Origin of the sequence: Claveliimonas bilis (assembly GCF_030296775.1) — a bacterium.
In the GTDB taxonomy this organism is placed as follows: Bacteria; Bacillota; Clostridia; order Lachnospirales; family Lachnospiraceae; genus Claveliimonas; species Claveliimonas bilis.
Genome location: NZ_AP027742.1, coordinates 203,553 through 221,684, shown reverse-complemented (window position 1 = coordinate 221,684; position 18,132 = coordinate 203,553). Strand labels below are relative to the sequence as shown.

At 43.7% G+C, this 18,132-nt stretch carries 21 protein-coding genes; 3 read left to right on the top strand and 18 right to left on the bottom strand.

The window, feature by feature from the left end; translation table 11 throughout:
- Window positions 1–4: 4 nt before the first annotated feature.
- The 6 genes from holB to R2J37_RS00995 all read right to left on the bottom strand — a co-directional run bounded on the left by holB (window position 5) and on the right by R2J37_RS00995 (window position 6,302).
- A complete protein-coding gene (gene holB, locus R2J37_RS01020) occupies window positions 5–994 on the bottom strand; it encodes a DNA polymerase III subunit delta' (RefSeq protein WP_316266018.1) in 990 nt (329 codons plus the stop codon).
- The gene (locus R2J37_RS01015) at window positions 981–1,568 is read right to left on the bottom strand and encodes a nucleoside/nucleotide kinase family protein (RefSeq protein ID WP_316266017.1); all 588 of its coding nucleotides are present in this window, start codon (window positions 1,566–1,568) and stop codon (window positions 981–983) included. The genes holB and R2J37_RS01015 overlap by 14 nt, the downstream gene beginning before the upstream one ends.
- Window positions 1,561–2,967, bottom strand: a complete 1,407-nt coding sequence (locus R2J37_RS01010) for an aminotransferase class I/II-fold pyridoxal phosphate-dependent enzyme (protein WP_316266016.1) — start codon at window positions 2,965–2,967, stop codon at window positions 1,561–1,563. Before R2J37_RS01010 ends, R2J37_RS01015 begins: the two co-directional genes overlap by 8 nt.
- 9 nt (window positions 2,968–2,976) lie before the next feature.
- Entirely contained in the window at window positions 2,977–4,326 is a 1,350-nt protein-coding gene (locus R2J37_RS01005) for a glucose-6-phosphate isomerase (protein WP_230107379.1), read from the bottom strand.
- Between the two features lie 180 nt (window positions 4,327–4,506).
- On the bottom strand, window positions 4,507–5,469 hold the full coding sequence (locus tag R2J37_RS01000; protein ID WP_316266015.1) for a hypothetical protein: 963 nt from the start codon (window positions 5,467–5,469) through the stop codon (window positions 4,507–4,509).
- Between the two features lie 140 nt (window positions 5,470–5,609).
- Complete coding sequence (locus R2J37_RS00995; protein WP_230107381.1) at window positions 5,610–6,302, bottom strand: 5'-methylthioadenosine/adenosylhomocysteine nucleosidase; 693 nt, start codon at window positions 6,300–6,302, stop codon at window positions 5,610–5,612.
- A 181-nt stretch (window positions 6,303–6,483) separates the two neighbouring features.
- Between R2J37_RS00995 and R2J37_RS00990 the strand changes: the two genes are divergently transcribed.
- A complete protein-coding gene (locus R2J37_RS00990) occupies window positions 6,484–6,726 on the top strand; it encodes a TIGR03905 family TSCPD domain-containing protein (RefSeq protein WP_316266014.1) in 243 nt (80 codons plus the stop codon).
- Window positions 6,727–7,078: 352 nt separating this feature from the next.
- Here the strand turns inward: R2J37_RS00990 and R2J37_RS00985 are convergent, their stop codons facing one another.
- Window positions 7,079–7,561 (bottom strand): DUF6147 family protein, encoded by a 483-nt coding sequence (locus R2J37_RS00985; protein ID WP_316266013.1) that lies wholly within the window; start codon window positions 7,559–7,561, stop codon window positions 7,079–7,081.
- A gap of 75 nt (window positions 7,562–7,636) precedes the next feature.
- The gene (locus tag R2J37_RS00980) at window positions 7,637–8,500 is read right to left on the bottom strand and encodes a DUF4367 domain-containing protein (RefSeq protein ID WP_316266012.1); all 864 of its coding nucleotides are present in this window, start codon (window positions 8,498–8,500) and stop codon (window positions 7,637–7,639) included.
- 112 nt (window positions 8,501–8,612) lie between these two features.
- Between R2J37_RS00980 and R2J37_RS00975 the strand changes: the two genes are divergently transcribed.
- Entirely contained in the window at window positions 8,613–9,680 is a 1,068-nt protein-coding gene (locus R2J37_RS00975; RefSeq protein WP_316266011.1) for an undecaprenyldiphospho-muramoylpentapeptide beta-N-acetylglucosaminyltransferase, read from the top strand.
- A gap of 515 nt (window positions 9,681–10,195) precedes the next feature.
- Here R2J37_RS00975 and R2J37_RS00970 read toward each other — a convergent pair.
- The 3 genes from R2J37_RS00970 to R2J37_RS00960 are packed head-to-tail and all read right to left on the bottom strand — an operon-like array spanning window position 10,196 to window position 12,438.
- Window positions 10,196–11,509 (bottom strand): IS30 family transposase, encoded by a 1,314-nt coding sequence (locus tag R2J37_RS00970; RefSeq protein WP_316264893.1) that lies wholly within the window; start codon window positions 11,507–11,509, stop codon window positions 10,196–10,198.
- A 22-nt stretch (window positions 11,510–11,531) separates the two neighbouring features.
- The gene (locus R2J37_RS00965; RefSeq protein ID WP_316266010.1) at window positions 11,532–12,095 is read right to left on the bottom strand and encodes an RNA polymerase sigma factor; all 564 of its coding nucleotides are present in this window, start codon (window positions 12,093–12,095) and stop codon (window positions 11,532–11,534) included.
- On the bottom strand, window positions 12,025–12,438 hold the full coding sequence (locus R2J37_RS00960) for an HIT family protein (protein WP_230107387.1): 414 nt from the start codon (window positions 12,436–12,438) through the stop codon (window positions 12,025–12,027). The genes R2J37_RS00965 and R2J37_RS00960 overlap by 71 nt, the downstream gene beginning before the upstream one ends.
- Before the next feature lie 86 nt (window positions 12,439–12,524).
- Between R2J37_RS00960 and R2J37_RS00955 the strand changes: the two genes are divergently transcribed.
- On the top strand, window positions 12,525–13,250 hold the full coding sequence (locus R2J37_RS00955; RefSeq protein WP_316266009.1) for a sensor histidine kinase: 726 nt from the start codon (window positions 12,525–12,527) through the stop codon (window positions 13,248–13,250).
- Here the strand turns inward: R2J37_RS00955 and R2J37_RS00950 are convergent.
- The 7 genes from R2J37_RS00950 to R2J37_RS00920 all read right to left on the bottom strand — a co-directional run bounded on the left by R2J37_RS00950 (window position 13,203) and on the right by R2J37_RS00920 (window position 18,125).
- On the bottom strand, window positions 13,203–13,808 hold the full coding sequence (locus R2J37_RS00950) for a rhomboid family intramembrane serine protease (RefSeq protein WP_316266008.1): 606 nt from the start codon (window positions 13,806–13,808) through the stop codon (window positions 13,203–13,205). The genes R2J37_RS00955 and R2J37_RS00950 overlap by 48 nt on opposite strands.
- A 151-nt stretch (window positions 13,809–13,959) precedes the next feature.
- Window positions 13,960–14,739 carry a DUF6382 domain-containing protein gene (locus tag R2J37_RS00945; protein ID WP_316266007.1) on the bottom strand — a complete coding sequence of 260 codons (780 nt, stop codon included), beginning with the start codon at window positions 14,737–14,739 and terminating at the stop codon, window positions 13,960–13,962.
- Between the two features lie 10 nt (window positions 14,740–14,749).
- Complete coding sequence (locus R2J37_RS00940; RefSeq protein ID WP_316266006.1) at window positions 14,750–15,175, bottom strand: TadE family protein; 426 nt, start codon at window positions 15,173–15,175, stop codon at window positions 14,750–14,752.
- Window positions 15,168–15,629, bottom strand: a complete 462-nt coding sequence (locus R2J37_RS00935) for a prepilin peptidase (protein WP_230107392.1) — start codon at window positions 15,627–15,629, stop codon at window positions 15,168–15,170. Before R2J37_RS00935 ends, R2J37_RS00940 begins: the two co-directional genes overlap by 8 nt.
- A complete protein-coding gene (locus R2J37_RS00930) occupies window positions 15,620–16,441 on the bottom strand; it encodes a TadE/TadG family type IV pilus assembly protein (protein WP_256193405.1) in 822 nt (273 codons plus the stop codon). The genes R2J37_RS00935 and R2J37_RS00930 overlap by 10 nt, the downstream gene beginning before the upstream one ends.
- Window positions 16,442–16,558: 117 nt before the next feature.
- Window positions 16,559–17,944 (bottom strand): DUF5702 domain-containing protein, encoded by a 1,386-nt coding sequence (locus tag R2J37_RS00925; RefSeq protein WP_316266005.1) that lies wholly within the window; start codon window positions 17,942–17,944, stop codon window positions 16,559–16,561.
- A 4-nt stretch (window positions 17,945–17,948) separates the two neighbouring features.
- Window positions 17,949–18,125 carry a Flp1 family type IVb pilin gene (locus R2J37_RS00920; protein WP_230107395.1) on the bottom strand — a complete coding sequence of 59 codons (177 nt, stop codon included), beginning with the start codon at window positions 18,123–18,125 and terminating at the stop codon, window positions 17,949–17,951.
- Between the last annotated feature and the right edge of the window lie 7 nt (window positions 18,126–18,132).

Below are 18,132 nucleotides of genomic sequence, written 5' to 3'. Positions count from 1 at the left end.
ATTGTCAGTTCTCCTTTATCGTCAAAAGCAGGAGCTCCATCACCAGTTCAAAATTAACATTGGCTTTCAGCCTCTGCTTTGCTTTTTCCAGGCTTTCCAGTATCAGCTCAATCCCTTCGTAGGAGCTTTTGCGCGCCCTTTCCTGGATATAAGGAAGCTGATCTTTGAATACTACCCTGTCCATTTCTTTTGTTGCCTTATACAGCAGTACATCCCGGTACCATATCATGATGATATCCAGATAATCGTTTACCTCCAGCTTATAGGTGCTGATCTTTTTAATGGCCTTCACAATTTCGCTGACATCCATCTCGTTGATGTACTTTAAAAGCTGTACCGCTTCCTCCCGGATCTCATTGAAATATTCGGAGTTTGCCAGCATAATAGCGCGCCCCATATTTCCCTGGGCAAATGCCGTGCACATGTCCGCCTTGTAATCCGGTATCTGCAGGCTTTCCATCAGATATTTTCGGATCAGCGTATCCCGGATATTCCGGAGCTTCAGCATGACGCACCTGGATGTGATCGTCGGCAGCAGCACTTCTGCATTTTCTGTCAAAAGGAAGATAACCGCATATTCCGGTGGTTCTTCGATGGTCTTTAAAAGGGCGTTCTGTGCCTGTACTGACATCAGATCCGCTTCTGCTATAATATAAATTTTATAAGGTCCCTGATAAGGTTTGATCTGTATATCATTGTTCACCTGCTGCCGGATATCATCCACACTGATGGTATTGGGCTTCTCATGGTTCACCCGGATAATATCCGGGTGGTTGCCGCTTTCTGCCTGCTTGCAGGAATGGCACACATTGCATGGATCCGGCCCTCCTTTTTCGCACAGGAGTGTTGTGGCAAAAAGATTGGCCAGCATTTTTTTGCCGGATCCCCGCTCTCCATTCAGAATGTAGGCGTGGGACACTTTATTTTCCTCTACTGCATTGTGTATATATTTTATAATATCCTTATGTCCTACTACGTCTTTAAAGCTTGCCATTGTATATTACCTCTGTGATTTCTTCTAAACATTGTTCTTTGCTGCTGTTGTCAAACCTTCGTCTGATACCCAGCTTCTTCAGGTTCTCTTCTGAAAAATCCTCTTCGTCTGCCAGGAAGCGGCGGCACATTTCTTTGTATTTAGGCTGTGCCTGCTGCCGTTCCCGAAGGAGCGCCCTTGTAAGCCTCTCCCCGTCTTCGACTTCTATATAAAGGGGAATCAAATGTTCTTCCCCGTAATATTCTCTCATTTTTCCATAAGATTCCAGCGTTCCGATCATCAGATAATCAGAACTCTCCAGATCAATCTGCCCGTCCGCTGCAGTAAAATATTTCCAGATGCCATGAACCGTATCATAAGAGCGGATTTCTATGATCTTGTGCTCTGCTTCCATTTTAGCCAAAGCCGCCTCATCTGTAAAAAAATATTCCACCCCGTTTTTTTCTCCTGCACGGATCGGCCTTGTCGTATAAGGGACAACCATTCCAAGCTGTGGACAGCGCTCTTTGAGTTCTCTGAAGATCGTGTCCTTTCCGGATGCACTTTTTCCCATGATATAAAATATTTTACCCATTGTTCCAGACTCCAATGCTTCCTTCTTTTTCCAGGCCTTCTATTTTAAAACCAAGCTTTTGATAGCCTGCAAGCCGTTTGATACATTCCCTGCTGATCCGCTCGCCCGGTACGATCATCGGGCAGCCCGGCGGATAGAGGTAGGCATACTCCAAAGAGATCATTCCCTCGCTCTTTTCAACAGGCAGGTATGTTGTTTCTTTCGCCCCGCAAAGGGCTGCCTTGGCGCTTGTACAGATAACAGAATTTTCAGGCAGTTTTGCTATATCGTCTTCCTGTACGTTTTCCCGAAGTTTAGCAGCTGCATCCAGCTCAAACAGGGCCTGCTCAAACCGTGCAAATCCTTCCTTCGTATCTCCCGAAGATGTCATGGCAAGTACATAGGATCCCGCCGCCATCTCCATCTGAAGATGATACTTTTCCAAAAGCTCCCTGTACAGCTCTCTGCCGCTCATATCCGTATGTCTTACAGAAATTACAAGTTTTGACCGGTCGTAATGTTCTGTCTGTACCAGTTTCAAATGTTTCAGATTCTGCAGATTTTTCCGCAGAGTATCAAGATTCCTTACATAAGGTTCAAAAAGCTGCTCCTTCTCCTCCCTGAGCATCCGAATACATTCATGAATACTCGCCATCAGGATATAGGAAGGACTGCTTGACTGGAGCATATCCAGATAAGAAGAAATCCTTCTTTTATCTATATACTCCCCTCTCATATGGAGCAGCGCTGTCTGTGTCAGAGAGGGAAGGGTTTTATGAAGGCTGTGGATCACCACATCCGCACCTTTTTTCAGCGCATTTTCCGGAAAATAAGGGTGAAATCCAAAATGTGCGCCGTGGGCTTCATCCACGATCAGGGGGATTCCCCTTTCATGGACTGCCTCTGCAATTGACTCAATATCAGAGACAACTCCGTCATAGGTGGGTGAGACAATAACAACCGCCTTTATCCGGGAATGCTTAGTAAGCGCAGCTTTCACTGCGCTTACGGAGATTTCCGTATTTAACTGAAACTGACGGCTGAAACCGGGCCACAGATAGACCGGTTCCAGCTCATTCAGAAATATGGCATGGTAGACGGATTTATGACAGTTTCTTGCAACAAGGATCTGATCTCCCTTTTTCGTACAGCCAAGAACAGCACTTAAAATCCCTGCTGTACTTCCATTTACCAGAAACTTCGTTTCCTCTGCTCCGTAGAGCCTGGCCGCCTCCTGCTGGGCTTCTTTTATAATGCCGTCTGCATGATGAAGATCGTCAAACCCCTCAATCTCTGTAATATCGATCCCATAGGGAAGCCCTTCACCAAAACGTATCTGATTTCTTTTGTGTCCCGGCATGTGGAAGCCATAATAATCCGTATCGCTGTATGCCTTCAGCCTGCTGTATAGTGTCTCCATATATATTCTCTACAATCTTTTCAGAAGTTCTTCTCTTTCTTTTTCGTATCCCGGTTTTCCAAGAAGAGCAAACATGTTTTTCTTGTAGCTCTCTACTCCCGGCTGGTTGAAAGGATTTACACCGGATACATATCCGCTGACGCCGCATGCAAATTCAAAGAAGTAGAACAGCTGTCCCAGATAATATTCGTTCTGCTCCGGAATATTTACCATCAGGTTCGGAACATTTCCGTCTGTATGTGCAAGAACAGTACCGTTCATTGCGCTCTTATTTACAAAATCAACGGTCTTTCCTGCCAGATAGTTCAATCCGTCCAGATCTACCGGCTCTTCATTCAGAATGATCTCTTCCTGAGAAGTTTCCACATTCATTACGGTTTCATACATGATACGGCTTCCATCCTGGATAAACTGTCCCATGGAGTGAAGGTCTGTCGTAAGATCAACAGATGCCGGGAAGATTCCCTTCTGGTCTTTTCCTTCGCTTTCGCCGTAAAGCTGTTTCCACCATTCTGATACATAGTGAAGGCTTGGCTCATAGTTTGCCAGCACTTCCACAGATTTTCCTTTTCTGTGCAGAATGTTTCGGATTGCCGCATACTGGAGAGCGTCGTTTTCTTCAAATGGGTTGTTCAAAGCCATCTCTCTTCCGGATGCCGCGCCTTCCATCAGCTTTTCAATATCTGCTCCGCTGACTGCGATCGGCAGAAGGCCTACTGCTGTCAGTACAGAGAAACGTCCTCCTACATCATCCGGAACAACAAATGTTTCATAACCTTCTTCTGTTGCAAGGTTCTTCAGCGCTCCCTTTGCTTTATCAGTTGTAGCGTAAATTCTCTTTGCCGCCTCTTCTTTGCCGTATTTTTTCTCCAGCATTTCCTTGAAAATACGGAATGCGATAGCCGGCTCTGTTGTAGTTCCGGATTTGGAAATAATATTTACGGAGAAATCTCTGTCTCCGATCACGTCAATAAGATGTTTCAGGTAGGTACTGCTTATGCTGTTTCCTGCATAGTAAATCTCCGGTGTCTTACGGATTTCCTTTGGAACCATGTTGTAGAAATTGTGGCGCAGAAATTCAATTGCTGCCCTTGCTCCCAGGTAGGATCCGCCGATTCCGATCACGATCAGCACTTCGGAATCTGCCTTTATTTTCTCTGCTGCTTTCTGGATACGTGAAAACTCTTCTTTATCATAGTCAACCGGCAGATCGATCCATCCGAGGAAATCATTTCCCGCACCATTTCTGCCTGTCAGCACATCTTTTGCATCTTCCACGATCTTCTTCATAGCTTCTATTTCATGTTCTTTTACAAATGCTGCTGCTTTTGAATAATCAAATGTCACTTTACTGCTCATAGTAATACCTTCCTTCTATCTATCTTATGTTATTTCCATCCGGGTAATCTGCTATTATTACATGTGCCCCCCGGTAGCTTTTTAACGCGCCTGCAACACTTTTCCATCGGTATCGCACACTACGCTATTTTTATTTTAGCAGTATTGCCCCCTCTTGGCAAGGAAAATAGCGTATGGAAATCAAGCCAGAAACTCTTCCAGGATCTCTCTTATCAGTACTTCTTTGGGCACTTCTTTTTCTTTCTGGTCTTTGCACTCGTCTTTCAGATCTCTCGCTTCCTCTGCCTTCCTTTTTACTGAGGCATTTTTTACAGAGCTGTTTCTGGTCCGCTGGCTGAAAGCTGCGTTTTCTTCCTTTTTCTGCTCTTCTGTTCTTTTTACCGCAGCAACTTCCGGCTCCATGCGGTTGGCCGCCTCCCAGGCTCCGGCTGCTTCCGAAACAGTCTGTGCTCCTGCCTCCCTGGAAGCAAGGGGTTCCGGCGATGGTTCGTCTTCTTCCAGAAGCACGTCGCCTGCTGCCCGGGTATCTGCAACCGTCTGTGAAACCGCCCCACTCTGTATTGGGGTTCTTTCCGGTTCAGGCGGCGCCATTTCCTTCCACTCTTCCCGTATCTCTTTTTGCTGCGCCTTTTCGTACCTGCGGGCGCAGATATTTTCCAGGTAGTCTACCATGTAATTTTTCACTGCATCCAGCTGATACTTCTCATCTCCGGTAAGCTGGAACAGAAATACAAGGATGGCCGTTCCCGCTCCCCCGGCAGCGTACTGAAGCACCTGATCTCCCATACCATATAGTGAGTACCATGCCGCTGCTCCGGCAAGACCGAAGATCAGGCAGAGCCATACCGCCGCCTTTTCCATCCTCCGCCATGTGTGGAGACGAAGTCCCACCACGCGGTATTCATAGAGATATTTTCCCACAAAGGCATCTACATTCTGCACCCGGTCGCTGATCATGCAGGTATGTTCAAATTTTGCTTTGATCAGCCGGACCAGAGCATGACTGCTTTTGTTCATGTTTCCTGCTGCCCGAACCAGCCTTTTCAGGGAAAATCCCGCCACACATTTACTAAGCACTCCTAATACCGCTGCTATCCCGATCAGTATGACCAGGATCTGCTTGTCCAATACCACTTCTAACATCACAAAACCCTCCTTCTTTGATTCGATTATACTCGAACCGGAAGAAGAAATCAGAAAAACCGTTCAACAGTTTTCGTCTCTGGTTTCTTGCATTTTGTTGGTTTTTCTTCTTTTTTGACAAAAATGGCAGGACTCATTTTTCAGATCCGCGGAAGCAGATTTTTTACAAGCCTTACACTGTGGCTGATTGCCTGCTTTTCAAAAGCCGGATAGTCCATCGTGGCGCTGTTGTCGGCTTTATCCGAAATCGCCCGGATTATGACATACGAAATTTTGTTCAGGTAGGCGGCGTGCGCAATGCCCGCTCCCTCCATCTCTGTGCACAGAGGATGGAATTTTTCTACAATACTTTCTTTTACTTCTTTTGATGATACAAACTGATCTCCAGTCACAATTCTCCCTGTAAAAGTGTGGATATCCGGATTTGCTTCCTCGTTTGCCGCTTTCGCAAGTTCTATGAGGCGCTCATCCGCCGGAAAAGAAAAGATATCCATTTGCGGGATCTGTCCCGGTTCATAACCAAAATTCACCGCATCCATATCATGATACAGAGCGTCTGTAGAAATAACCATATCTCCAATATCAATTCTGGCATCCAAAGATCCGGCAATTCCTGTGTTGATCAGCACGTCCACCTTATACACCGTAGCAAGAATCTGTGCACACAGGGCAGCGTTCACCTTGCCGATACCGCTTCGTACTACAACCGCATCTTTTCCGCACAGTTTCCCTTTCACAAAGGTCATGCCGATCTGTTCCTCTGTTTTTTCTATTTCCATAGCTTCTTTCAGAGCCGCCACTTCGTCTTCCATTGCTCCGATAATTCCTATCATACGCTTTGCCTCCTTTTACTTTTTCTTACTGCATTGAGTATATTCGTTCCGGGCTGCTTTGGCAAGTCCGGGATACTGCCGCTGACGGAATTTTGTATGAAACAGGCTTGCCAATAAGGGGTACCATCTGTCATAATAAAAATATTGATATTTTCTTAATGACTACAGAGGAGGTATAGATATGCAGTACAGACCAATGGGCGTCTGTTCCAGACAGATCAATGTAGAATTAGACGGAGACACCATTAAATCCGTAGAGTTTGTCGGAGGATGCGCAGGCAATACAATGGGAATTTCTCATCTCGTCAAAGGAATGAACGTGGACGAGGCCATCGAGCGTATGGAGGGAATCCGCTGCGGCAACAAACCGACATCCTGCCCGGATCAGCTGGCAAAAGCCCTGCGCGCCGCAAAAGATTGTTAAATGTTTAACAGGAGACGTAACACTTTTAAAGTTTACTACGTCCCAAATCGACATATACCCCGGGTATTTTTGTCAATTTTCTATATTTATCTATAACGGAAAAGGAAGGCAAGCATTCATGCTCACCTTCCTCTCCTGTTTCTTGGATTTGTTCTCTTGCTTTCTTTTTGCTGGAACTGCTGTATTTACTACTTTGCGACGACTTTAGTCCTTTCAGACCTGATGACGGCTTCTCAATGTAAGGAAAAAATAAAAAAATTAGGTTTCATATAGTTTCCAATTTGCACCGCAAAGTAGTAAATACAACAGTCCCAGCATGGTGCTTGGTCATGTTTCTGGCTAATACAAAGGTCTAAGGTTCCTCAATGTAAATACCATCGGTGTAAGAACTGCTCATGTCATTTCCTGCCGAATGTACACAGCGGACACGGTAATACCAGTCCCCTTCGACCTCCAACCGTTTGTTGGAACTGACAGAAAGTGAATCTTTATTTTCCTTCTGCCAAAGATCTACATAGTGCCAGTCATCGTTTTCATCCTTTGCCCGTTCTACCATCACAGACACTTTTACAGATTCTACTTCATGCTGTGCAATAGTCGTTCCTCCGGCATAGATGACTCCGGGACCTAACCGTACAATTTTAGAATACCCGGTCTGAAGGTCTGCACCTCTGGTAATTAGTGTGGCTATACCTGTAGATTCTGTTTCGTGTGTGAGATATGAGTGATTGTTGATAGGTTGACTTTCAGTCGCATTTGTTTGGAATCCCGCGCTGATTGTTAGTCCCATAATCATCACAGCAGCACAGCACACAGATATAATCCTTCTCTTCATATCATCCCTCCACATTTCCTACTTTTCTTTCCTCATATAGTAAGACACATATAAGGACAAAAACTGACGGGATTTTTATAAAAAATGTAAATTTTTTAAAATTTCTTCTAATTCTGCCTTTTCCATAATACCTGTCAGCTGATAATGAACCTCCTGATAATCAAACTCTGCTGAAAATTCTGTTTCATTAGTTTCTGAAATCAGATATTCTCTCACCTCAACAGTAAAGTGCTCTGTCTTGTATGGATAGGTATCGACCAGCTGATCTTCAATATCAGAACCAAAAGAACCATCCGCATAGGACAGGCTGACAATATACGAAACAACATTTCCTTTCATATCAAAAAGCAGATTTGCCGTCTGCATCATCTCATCTATTTCTGCCCCGACAAACCGCATTCCATCTATGTTTGTGAATAGTCTCACCGGATCAATCCCCAATTCATCTTTTATCTGCTGATATGACTTTTCTTCTTCGCTTTCTCCGGAACTCAATATCTCGTCATCATCTGAATTAATTCTCGTCATCTCTCTTCCGCCAACCATCTGCTGCATGACTTCCATTACTCGTTTCGGTCCGCCTACACTTGTGATTCCAAGTCCCAGCACAAATATCATCACAGCAGCAAGGGCCGCAATACGTCTCCAGCCCATACGGCGTTTTCGTACTGTCCGGCGGGTCTCATCTTCTTCCCGCTCTTTCTGAAGCATTCTTCCCAGACGGAGAGCCTCCCGGTCCTTCTCCGACAATTTACTGAGAGCTTTCTGTGTCTCGTATTCTTCTATCTGTGCATACAGCCTGTCCTTCACACTGTCATCAGGGGACAGATCAGCAAGCTCCGGATGCTCTTCCAGCTCTTTTTCTATTTCTTCTGCCTCCCTCTGAAGCTGTTCATTCAAAAACTGACTGAATTGTTCGTTGTCGAATTGTTCTTTCATGACATACCTCTCTCGATTTTCGATTTATAGCATTTTCATTTATGACTTTTTCTTGACCCTTTCCCTTGTTACGTATACAATTGTCTTAGAATGTTTAAATCGGAGGAACAATATGAAACGTATCATTTTAACCGGCGGCGGTACCGCCGGCCATGTTACCCCTAATATCGCTTTATTGCCGCGGCTAAAAGAATTGCAGTATGATATTCACTATATTGGTTCTTACAATGGCATTGAAAAAGAATTGATCGAGCAGTTCGGCATCCCTTATCATGGAATTTCTTCCGGGAAGCTCCGCCGCTATTTCAGCCTTCAGAATTTCACAGATCCTTTTCGCGTATTGAAAGGGTTTGGGGAAGCAAAAAGGTTGATCAAACTATTAAATCCTGATGTTATTTTTTCTAAAGGCGGTTTTGTATCCGTTCCTGTTGTCATGGCCGGAAAAAAATGTAAAGTACCTACTATTATACATGAATCCGATATGACTCCCGGTCTTGCAAATAAATTGTCGATTCCCTCTGCCACAAAAGTCTGCTGCAATTTCCCGGAGACAGTAAAACTTCTCCCCGCAGACAAAGCGGTTCTGACCGGCTCTCCCATCCGTCAGGAATTGCTGGAAGGCGATAAAGAAAAAGCCAGATTATTTACGGGATTATCTCCCGACAAACCGGTTATTCTTATTATTGGCGGAAGCCTGGGAGCCGCTGCGATCAATGATGCCGTGCGCAGTAATCTTCCTGAAATCCTGAAAGAGTTCCAGATCATTCATCTGTGCGGACGCGGCAAGCTTGACCCTACTTTAAACAATATAAGCGGCTATGTCCAGTACGAATACATCAAAGATGAGCTGAAAGATCTGTTCGCACTTACGGATATTGTAATATCAAGAGCCGGTGCAAATGCTATCTGTGAGCTGCTTGCCCTTCATAAGCCCAATCTTTTGATACCTTTATCTGCCAATGCAAGCCGCGGCGACCAGATCCTGAATGCCCGTTCCTTTGAACGCCAGGGCTTCAGCCTTGTTCTGGAAGAAGAAAATATTACCAGTGAAACTTTGCTTTCATCTATCCATGAATTGTATGCAAATCGCCGGCAGTATGTAGATGCTATGGCGAAATCTCACCAACAAAATTCTATTGACACTATTATTGATTTAATTGAATCTGCTGTCAATGAATAATATTGCTGTAAAAAACAGGTGTCGTATCGGCACCTGTTTTTATGCTTCATGGATGTGGTCATATTCTTCTCTGCAATACTCCTTTATCCAATTTCTTGCTCTATACAACATACTATGTAAAGTATCCAGATTAACACCCATACACTCCGCTACTTCTTTCTGCGGTCTTTCCATACAGTAAACCAGCGTAACCGCATCATACCATCGGCGATTCTTTTCATACAGTGCATCTAAAATCGTTATCGTAGATGTAAACACTTCGCTAAATTGAAATTTTAAATTCCGGTGAAGAGGTAAATTCCACCATACTTTATTTTTCGCGGATTTTACAGGGGATTTTTAAGCAAAATCTCCAGTTTTCTGTTATAATTAGCTAAACTCATCGAAAAATACTTGATTTCTGGGCATGGGAAACGGACCGCTGGAATACGGTGTGCGGGACTGAATTCCACCGGCCACATCTAAAAAATGTGAAACGTTTACTTCCAGTCTGACAGCAGATTTCGATCAGTTGATTAGTGATTAAAGCGGATCAGCTTAGGCGTCAGATTTACCTCATCCGGGGCAATCGGTCTAAGCTGAAATGCGTTTAAGACCTCTTCTCCAAGTGCTTCCAACGCGACGCTGTATGGCGTCCTCCCACCCAGGCTTTCCCTCGGTGTGGAATTGATATGGTTCACAATCAGGTTTACGTCCCATTGTGTAAGGAATTCAAAACTGGTTCCTTTTGGGAGGATCATCCGCAGCATCGTGTGTGCTTGTTCCAATCCGCCCTTCTGCCCACTCTGCATCGGGTCACAGTAATAAATGCTGGAACGCTGTATTCCGTTTACGCCGGTTTCCAAAGCATCCGGATCACCAAATTCAGAGCCCCGGTCCGTGAGGATATATTCAAACACGGAAGTAAATTCATAGGTTCCCATACGCTTTTCCAGACGGTCAAAAACAAGACGGACAGCGCCTTTGGTGCAGCGGTTCATCAGAAAAGCAAGGAAGAGTTTTTCTTTGGTGAAAAACATGGTCAGCAAGGTCTTTTTTGATTCCCTGGAAGAATGGACAGTATCCATCTGGACATAGCCTGTAAGGGCAAGGGAACAGAAGTCATGATATAATCGGTTGCTAAAGACTGCTCTGTCCGTGATCTGTGTTTTATGGCACCTTCTTGGTTTGAAATGAACTTTCCGTTTCAGATCTATGTTCCTTGCCGTAAAGAGTCCCTGGTCAAGATACGAATACAGGGTACGGACGGACATATCCAGCTCCGGATGGTTTGTCAGGATATGATAGGGAGACTGTCCCTGTTCGATCAGAGGGGAAATGATCTGATCCTTTTTGTGAAGCTCCCGTTTGGTCATGTTAATACCTGTTCTAGAATCCCGGAGTTTTTCCCGGTATTTCCTGTCAGCGAACCTGGCGTTATAAGAGTATTTGTGGGCAAGCGTGCAGTGATTGATTTTTTTCGTACAGCCGTTGCAGACATAGGGAGCCCGGTCAAGCCTTACGCAATGCTCTTTTTCAAAGTTTCTGCAGGTTTGGTTGCAGGTAGGACAGGATGCGCATTTGATTCCGCACAGGACAATCTTTCCACAGGCGTTCGTTTTCTTACAGTGATAGCGGTGAATACAGAAGTTTTTGGCATTATAGAAAGTCCCTTTGTGATACCAGTCTGAGAGACGGTGAGCCCTGACTTCTTTAGAGATTGTAGTAGGATCCTTACACAGGAACCTGGCAATATCCTTAAAGGAAGTGCCCTTATTTAGTTCGTTTTCGATATAGATACGGTTTTCAAGGGTAAGATGTTTTTGGTTACCAGGAATATATTTACTCATGATGAGCCTCCTTCTACTGCTGTCAGAAGGAGAGATAACCATACCATGGATGTATGAAAGAGTAAATATCAACTGTGCAGAAGTAAACGCTACTACCCGTAGGAGAGGTGGAATTTAAAATTTCATTTTTGGATGTAAACACTTCTCTCTTCCAGAGTTTTCTAAAGAATATCGTTTCAGTGCTCTCACTGCAATCCATTTTATCTTCACCAAATTCTTCAAAATCTACAAGCTGTTCTCTGCTGCGATCTCTTCTGTAATTCAAAGCTATATTTCTGGTTGTTGTCAACAGCCATTGTCTGGTATTATCGATCGACGCATGTTCCATGTAGATATAGTATCTAAGAAATGCCTCCTGTGTAATATCTTCTGCAGTATGCCATTCCTTTGTGTACATCATTGCTGTCTGAAAGATTTTGGCCTTATGCTGTTCATATATGGCATCGAATCCGGATCCTCCTATGAATTCTATTTCCACATCAATATTCCTTTTATCCCTTGTATTCCTTTTTCTATCAGGCCTCTCGCAATTTGGCAAGAATGTCGTCCCGTTCCTCGTCTGTAAGCTCTCCCATTTTCCATCCAAGCCCAACCTGGTCTCCCTTATAACGCGGAATTAAATGCATATGGAAGTGGAATACCGTCTGGCCGGCAGTCTCGCCATTATTCTGCACGACGTTATATCCGTCACAGCCCAGCACTTCTGTCAGTTTTGTAATCATTTTTTTTGCAACCGGCAATGCTTTTGCCGCCAGTTCGTCGGGAAGCATATACAGATTCTCGTAATGTTCCTTAGGTAAAAGGAGTGCATGCCCCTTGGATGCAGGTCCCAGATCCAGAATAATGCGAAAATCATCATCCTCATAAAGAGTAGCCGACGGAATTTCTCCATTTGCTATCTTGCAAAAAATACAGTTTTCATCTCTCATATCATCATCCTTCTTTCCTTAAAATAGTAATTGAATATTTGAACCGCCAGTGCTAAACTTGAAGTCCAGAAAGGCGGTAGTATCCTATGTTTACAAGTACTGATTACGACAAATTAGAACAATTAATGTCAGAAAAGCCCGAAAATCGAACTTTGATCCAGAAACTTTTGTCATCTCAGGAGGAAACGATATCAGCTATCAGCCATGAAATCAGAAATCCCCTCACTTTAGTCTACAGTACGCTTCAGTTTCTGGAATCACGCCATCCCGAAATCATCTCTGACCGTTACTGGCGTTCTATGCGCGAAGATATTGAATATATGAAACAGCTTCTTGAAGAGCTTTCTTCTTTGAATCACAGTACATCCTTAAGCCGTTCCGTGTTTTCTTTCCGCGAATTTATGGAGCATATCGTACTTTCCTTTGCTTCTTCCTGCATGGATGGTCCGATTGAATTTACCTCTTTTTTGTCTCCTTCCCTTCCAACTGTCTGTGCAGACCGCACAAAACTTAAGGAAGTATTTCTCAATATTCTGCGCAACGCTGCAGAATCTATTGACGGATCCGGCTCTATCCGGCTTGAAGCATTTGTACAGAACCACAATATTGCTGTACAGATTGAGGATTCCGGCTGTGGTATCTCCGAGGAACAGCAAAGCCAGATCTTTCAGCCCTTTGTGACCTATAAATCCAATGGAACCGGACTGGGACTTGCCATTGTCCGCCGGGTCATCGATGCCCATGAAGGTCAGATAACTGTAACATCAACGGTAGGAAAAGGAACCGTATTCACGATCCTTCTTCCAATATAAACATATTGCCAGGATGAATCCGCAGACCAGCCCGCCAATGTGAGCGTAATTATCTACTCCTGTGCTTGTAAACCCATAGTACAATGTAAAGACTGCCATCCACGCCAATCCTCTGCCGGATATCCTGCCAATCCTGCCATGATTTCTGACCGCTATATAAAGAAGCGCTCCGATAATGCCAAAGATTGCCCCTGAAGCGCCGGCACTTACCGCATACTCTCCTGTTCTGATATCCACAATCATAGACAGCAGATTTCCGGCAATACCTGAACAGAGGTATATAATAACATATTTTATTTTTCCAAGTGTCAATTCCAGCTGCCACCCCAACAACCCAAGGCTTAGCATATTGTTCATAAGATGAGAAAAATCAAAGTGCAAAAAGATGCTGCTGATCATTCGATAATACTCACCTTGCTCCACCAAAGGAGTAAGCATAGCGCCATGTTCTATCATGAAGATCGGATCTTCTGTTCTTCCCTGAAATACCAGAAAGAAAAATACTGCCACGTTTACTGCCAATAATCCAATTGTAAATACTGCCTTTTTCTGGTACATTTTTTCTCCTTTAATGAAGTCTGCCCAAATGTACACTTCTTGGGGCAAAGATATAGTGTCTGACGATATTATATCATAAATCGAAACGGAGTGTGTATTTTTCTTCTTCCGTCAACAGATTGAAACATTTCCTGCAAATTACTACATTTTGTTATAATTCTTCTTCATCAATATAAATTCCGTCCCACGCTTTCCATACCGGTTTTTTATGGCGTTTCAGAAAGTTTTTTACCGGGTTCCACATATTATCCGTCTCTCGCAGTATACTGCTTCCCATTTCCTGACTTGTAATCCAGTCATGTTCTTTTGTGTCATATGAATATTCCGCAGGTTCTTGTTCTGTATGCTGAAGTATTGCTGTCTTTTTTTCTTCTTCATCTTCTTCCAGTTTTTTCAAAATTTTCCTCAGACTATAATTTTCACGCATAGTTTCCTTATGCAGCAAAAAAGCGCATTTCACGCTATTGTCATCCTGATAATCTGTCCACTGCACAAAATGTTCTGTTAGTTTATGAAAAGCCTTCCATACATCCCATCCTCCCAGCGGATAGTAGCAGAAAGCATATTCCCCATTTTCATAAAAAATAAATTCCGGATCCAAAACAATCCTATCCGCATCCAAAAGATATCTTGATGCTTCTCTTAGCAGTGCCAAGACTTTTTTTGTAAATTTTTTCATTTCTCTTATAGTGATTTTTCTTTCTTCATAGATCGATTTTATGCTTCTTTTTCCAGTAATATCATATTCATACAAACTGGTTCCATCCTGTCCCCTCCCCCTTACGTCCAAAAACCCTTTTATATGATTTTCTTCCAGCATTTTCATTTGATAATCTTCTATGTAGGCAGTTTCTCCTTCAAATATCAGCATAGTCTGCTCAAGTCCTCTTCTATACTCTGCCTTTTCTATTCCATATTCCTTTTCTAACATATCTTCTCCCTTATTTCCCGATTCTTCGAAAATCACGTATATATTTTTCAGGATCCGTCACTTTCATTCTATGCTCTGTCGATACTGTCATTCCCTTTCTTCGGGAATAAGCATGAACTAGGATCATGTTTTCTTTCACCTGCACCTCCACAGCTGCATCCGGAAAGAGGATACATTTCCCATGTATCCTCTCCTGAAAAGCCCGGATCAGAATATCAGGACTGACACCATCTTTTTCTCTCGCCTTCGTACTCCCAACTACTGCAGTTTCATAAGCGCATGAAGAAATAATATTCTTGTCATGAAAATAAAATAATGCCAAAATGCTGACTGCTAATATCATCCCTATCACCGGCATCAGATATGCTGCCTCCACAGTCAGGCTTCCCTGATATTTCTTTTTTAATATTGACTTATCCTTTTTCCTGTCACTCATAAATACATTCACTGACCATAAATATAATAAAACCAAAAGTTACAAACGGCGTCATTGGAAGAGCTGCATGTCTGGACCATCTTTTCTTTACAAGGCACACTGCGGCTGCCCCTGCCATCAGCCCCCATGCCACGATCAGCACTTCAAGAACAGCCCAGATTCCCAGATAGACACCAAGAGCTGCCAAAAGCCAACCGTCTCCATATCCCACCGCCTGATCTGTCACATAGGCAATTCCCAGCAAGATGCCTCCGACTGCCGCTCCTGCCGCACAAATATACCAGGGATTTTCCGATACGGTCAGTCCATATCCTATTGCCAGTATACTTCCCAACATCAGGACAAATCCGGAAATTTTCCTGAATAATATATCATACACAGAAATTCCTGTCAGAACCCCTAAACATATCAGGTTTTCCACATTAAGTTCCTGAATGATTTTTGTTATCCGCATTTTGAACAAGCTCCTTTCCCCGCCGCCTCTGACAGCGGTACTGCATAAATTGTTCTTTTCAGACCGCTGCAGCTTAAAGATGAATGATAGCGATTTCCATAATCTGTAATATACACTTCTTCCCCCAGCTGGCGGCCTGTACACCGTTCACAGGGATAATATTTCCCCTGGCTTTTATTTCTAAGAGCATCTACCTCATTGGACGGTACTGTTTTGATCGACAGCTCCAGATAGGTACAGTGATAGTCTTTGTGGTAGACCATCCCTGTCTCTGTAATATAAACAACGGTTTCATCCCTATGTAAAAATCCTGTTTTCTCGTATCCTATCCATCCTTTTAATCTGCAGGACTCTTCCATCGGTACTGTAATTTGTCCAAAGAATCGCACCGGAAGAAACACTCTGTAATTTACCCGGATCTCCATAAGTCCTGTCACCGGAGACATGTAGGATTTTTCACAGCGTATTCCCTGACTGCCACCTTCTATAATACTTTGCTCCAGCCGCTCTTCTCCAATTGACTCAATCACCGTTTTTTCAATCTCTCCCGGAATGAGAACCGGCTTCATATATGCTTCTCTGGCCGCCATCTTCCCCGCCGACTGCATTCCGCTTCGTATGCTTGTCCGCACTGACATTACTTCCATCATATAGCAAAGCGCAATAATTGCCAGAAAAAACATAGGAACAGCCAGCGCTGCCTCTATTGTTATACTTCCGGAAACACAGAAAGGCGCCCTTTTGTTCAACAAACAATGATGACGATGTGAGATATTTTGATTAAAGAACATGGTTGTATCCGTGAAAGCCATTTTGCACCTCTCTTTCCATAGTAAATAATTCCTTCAAAAGGACGCCTTTCCATGTTTCCGGCTTCTCTTTTGTCTGGCTATATAGGTAAATCTCTGAAACTCAGCAATATATAAAATCTAGTTATATCCGAAATAGGTAGCAAAGCGGTAATTGATCCCTCTGCGAAGTTTGCAAACAGATTCAAACTCTATTTTTGTGATACAGTAATCTGCCCGAAACCAGGTAAATCCCTTCTCTGTTCTCAATTTCTGCTCCATCAGATTCAGGCTGCGCCGGGCTGTCTGCCCGGTGTTTTGCAGGAAAAGTAAGATTCTTATATAATCGGTATAATCCAATCCTTTTTCTGAATCTTGTCCGCTTTTCCATTCTCCCTCTTCTCCCAGCCGGGACAGGGCGGACAACTGAAGCTGCCAGCTTTGCCGATCTTTCGTTAAAGGTACTTTTCTTCCGTCCAGCAAAGCTCTTATATCCACCACGCTCTCTCCAAAGGCCCAGGCAAACAGAAGCGCCTGCATAACTGCCTCCGTAATTGCCGGGACAGCCAGCAATGTGCACAAAGTAAGCGCCATCGCTCTTGCTTCCGCCTTCTTTGCACTGTCGCTTTGCAGATAAATATAATTAGGAACTACTCGGATAGCCAGGAGCCGCTGTACAACATATTCCAGATTTTCTCTGTCGCTGCCTTTTCCGCCAAGTATGTATTCCAATTCATACTCCAGCGCACTTGCTGATGCCCCGGTATCACTCTCCTCTTTTGAAACTGCCGATTTGAAGTGCTCTAAAAGATATACTCCCAGCGCCAGAGAAGAAGCGCCTGTCCCATCTGAAACATCCTGGAAGTCTCCATATCCTTCTTCCAGGCTTCTGTGAAATACCATGGAAGAAAGTTCGATACTTTTCGCCGATACTGTTTTTTCCTTTGGCATAACAAGGTTTAAAAGCGGAGAATTTTTCAGCCCGGAAACTGTATTTAAAGGATTATCTTCTGTCGGCAGCTGCTGCTCATTTTCCTTCAGCAAATCTTCCAGTGTCTGATTTTGATTTTCTTCCTCTTTCTGGAACTTCTTTGCCTCTTCGCTCTGGCTTTTCCAACTTTGCGCCTCTCCCAGCAGCCCATCCAGCTTATCCAAACCGTATTTATGCTTTACCCACTGATTCACCTGTTCAAGAAAAGGTGCTCCTCCTCGGTCCGTGATAATTTCCATTCTTTTTATACTGTGCTCCATATTTCCCGCACCATAATAGGAAAGCCGATCCATGATCCTATCCTTAGAATAGCTGCCGCTTTCATAACTTCCTTCCAGGACAAACAGATCAAATTCTTCCAGCATCTCTTTCTGATACTCTGCAAACACCGATTCCACCGCCCGGTTCATATCCGCTCTTCTGTAGTTTTTCGCGCTTTGTATAGAAACGCTTTCCATCAAAGAACCCGCAAAGGAAATCAGCAAAATAAAAATCAATGCTAAAAAAGCAGTCATTTCTCCCCGCAGGTTCTCCAACGTTTCAGATTCCTGCACTTTCACTTGTAATTTTCTGAAATATAGTCTGGACCAGGCTGGTAAGCTGGGACTTAAAAATAATGACAAGCCCAATCAGCACAACTAAAATTAAAATCACTTCCACTACGCCAATTCCCTTTTTTTCTTTCATCAAATGCATAAAATAATGTAGTCTCCACATATGTTCT

Excerpts from the sequence above, each read along its gene's own strand:
- holB (WP_316266018.1), bottom strand. The coding sequence starts at position 994 with ATGGCAAGCTTTAAAGACGTAGTAGGACATAAGGATATTATAAAATAT.
- R2J37_RS01015 (WP_316266017.1), bottom strand. The coding sequence starts at position 1,568 with ATGGGTAAAATATTTTATATCATGGGAAAAAGTGCATCCGGAAAGGAC.
- R2J37_RS01010 (WP_316266016.1), bottom strand. The coding sequence starts at position 2,967 with ATGGAGACACTATACAGCAGGCTGAAGGCATACAGCGATACGGATTAT.
- R2J37_RS01005 (WP_230107379.1), bottom strand. The coding sequence starts at position 4,326 with ATGAGCAGTAAAGTGACATTTGATTATTCAAAAGCAGCAGCATTTGTA.
- R2J37_RS01000 (WP_316266015.1), bottom strand. The coding sequence starts at position 5,469 with ATGTTAGAAGTGGTATTGGACAAGCAGATCCTGGTCATACTGATCGGG.
- R2J37_RS00995 (WP_230107381.1), bottom strand. The coding sequence starts at position 6,302 with ATGATAGGAATTATCGGAGCAATGGAAGACGAAGTGGCGGCTCTGAAA.
- R2J37_RS00990 (WP_316266014.1), top strand. The coding sequence starts at position 6,484 with ATGCAGTACAGACCAATGGGCGTCTGTTCCAGACAGATCAATGTAGAA.
- R2J37_RS00985 (WP_316266013.1), bottom strand. The coding sequence starts at position 7,561 with ATGAAGAGAAGGATTATATCTGTGTGCTGTGCTGCTGTGATGATTATG.
- R2J37_RS00980 (WP_316266012.1), bottom strand. The coding sequence starts at position 8,500 with ATGAAAGAACAATTCGACAACGAACAATTCAGTCAGTTTTTGAATGAA.
- R2J37_RS00975 (WP_316266011.1), top strand. The coding sequence starts at position 8,613 with ATGAAACGTATCATTTTAACCGGCGGCGGTACCGCCGGCCATGTTACC.
- R2J37_RS00970 (WP_316264893.1), bottom strand. The coding sequence starts at position 11,509 with ATGAGTAAATATATTCCTGGTAACCAAAAACATCTTACCCTTGAAAAC.
- R2J37_RS00960 (WP_230107387.1), bottom strand. The coding sequence starts at position 12,438 with ATGAGAGATGAAAACTGTATTTTTTGCAAGATAGCAAATGGAGAAATT.
- R2J37_RS00955 (WP_316266009.1), top strand. The coding sequence starts at position 12,525 with ATGTTTACAAGTACTGATTACGACAAATTAGAACAATTAATGTCAGAA.
- R2J37_RS00950 (WP_316266008.1), bottom strand. The coding sequence starts at position 13,808 with ATGTACCAGAAAAAGGCAGTATTTACAATTGGATTATTGGCAGTAAAC.
- R2J37_RS00945 (WP_316266007.1), bottom strand. The coding sequence starts at position 14,739 with ATGTTAGAAAAGGAATATGGAATAGAAAAGGCAGAGTATAGAAGAGGA.
- R2J37_RS00940 (WP_316266006.1), bottom strand. The coding sequence starts at position 15,175 with ATGAGTGACAGGAAAAAGGATAAGTCAATATTAAAAAAGAAATATCAG.
- R2J37_RS00935 (WP_230107392.1), bottom strand. The coding sequence starts at position 15,629 with ATGCGGATAACAAAAATCATTCAGGAACTTAATGTGGAAAACCTGATA.
- R2J37_RS00930 (WP_256193405.1), bottom strand. The coding sequence starts at position 16,441 with ATGGCTTTCACGGATACAACCATGTTCTTTAATCAAAATATCTCACAT.
- R2J37_RS00920 (WP_230107395.1), bottom strand. The coding sequence starts at position 18,125 with ATGTGGAGACTACATTATTTTATGCATTTGATGAAAGAAAAAAAGGGA.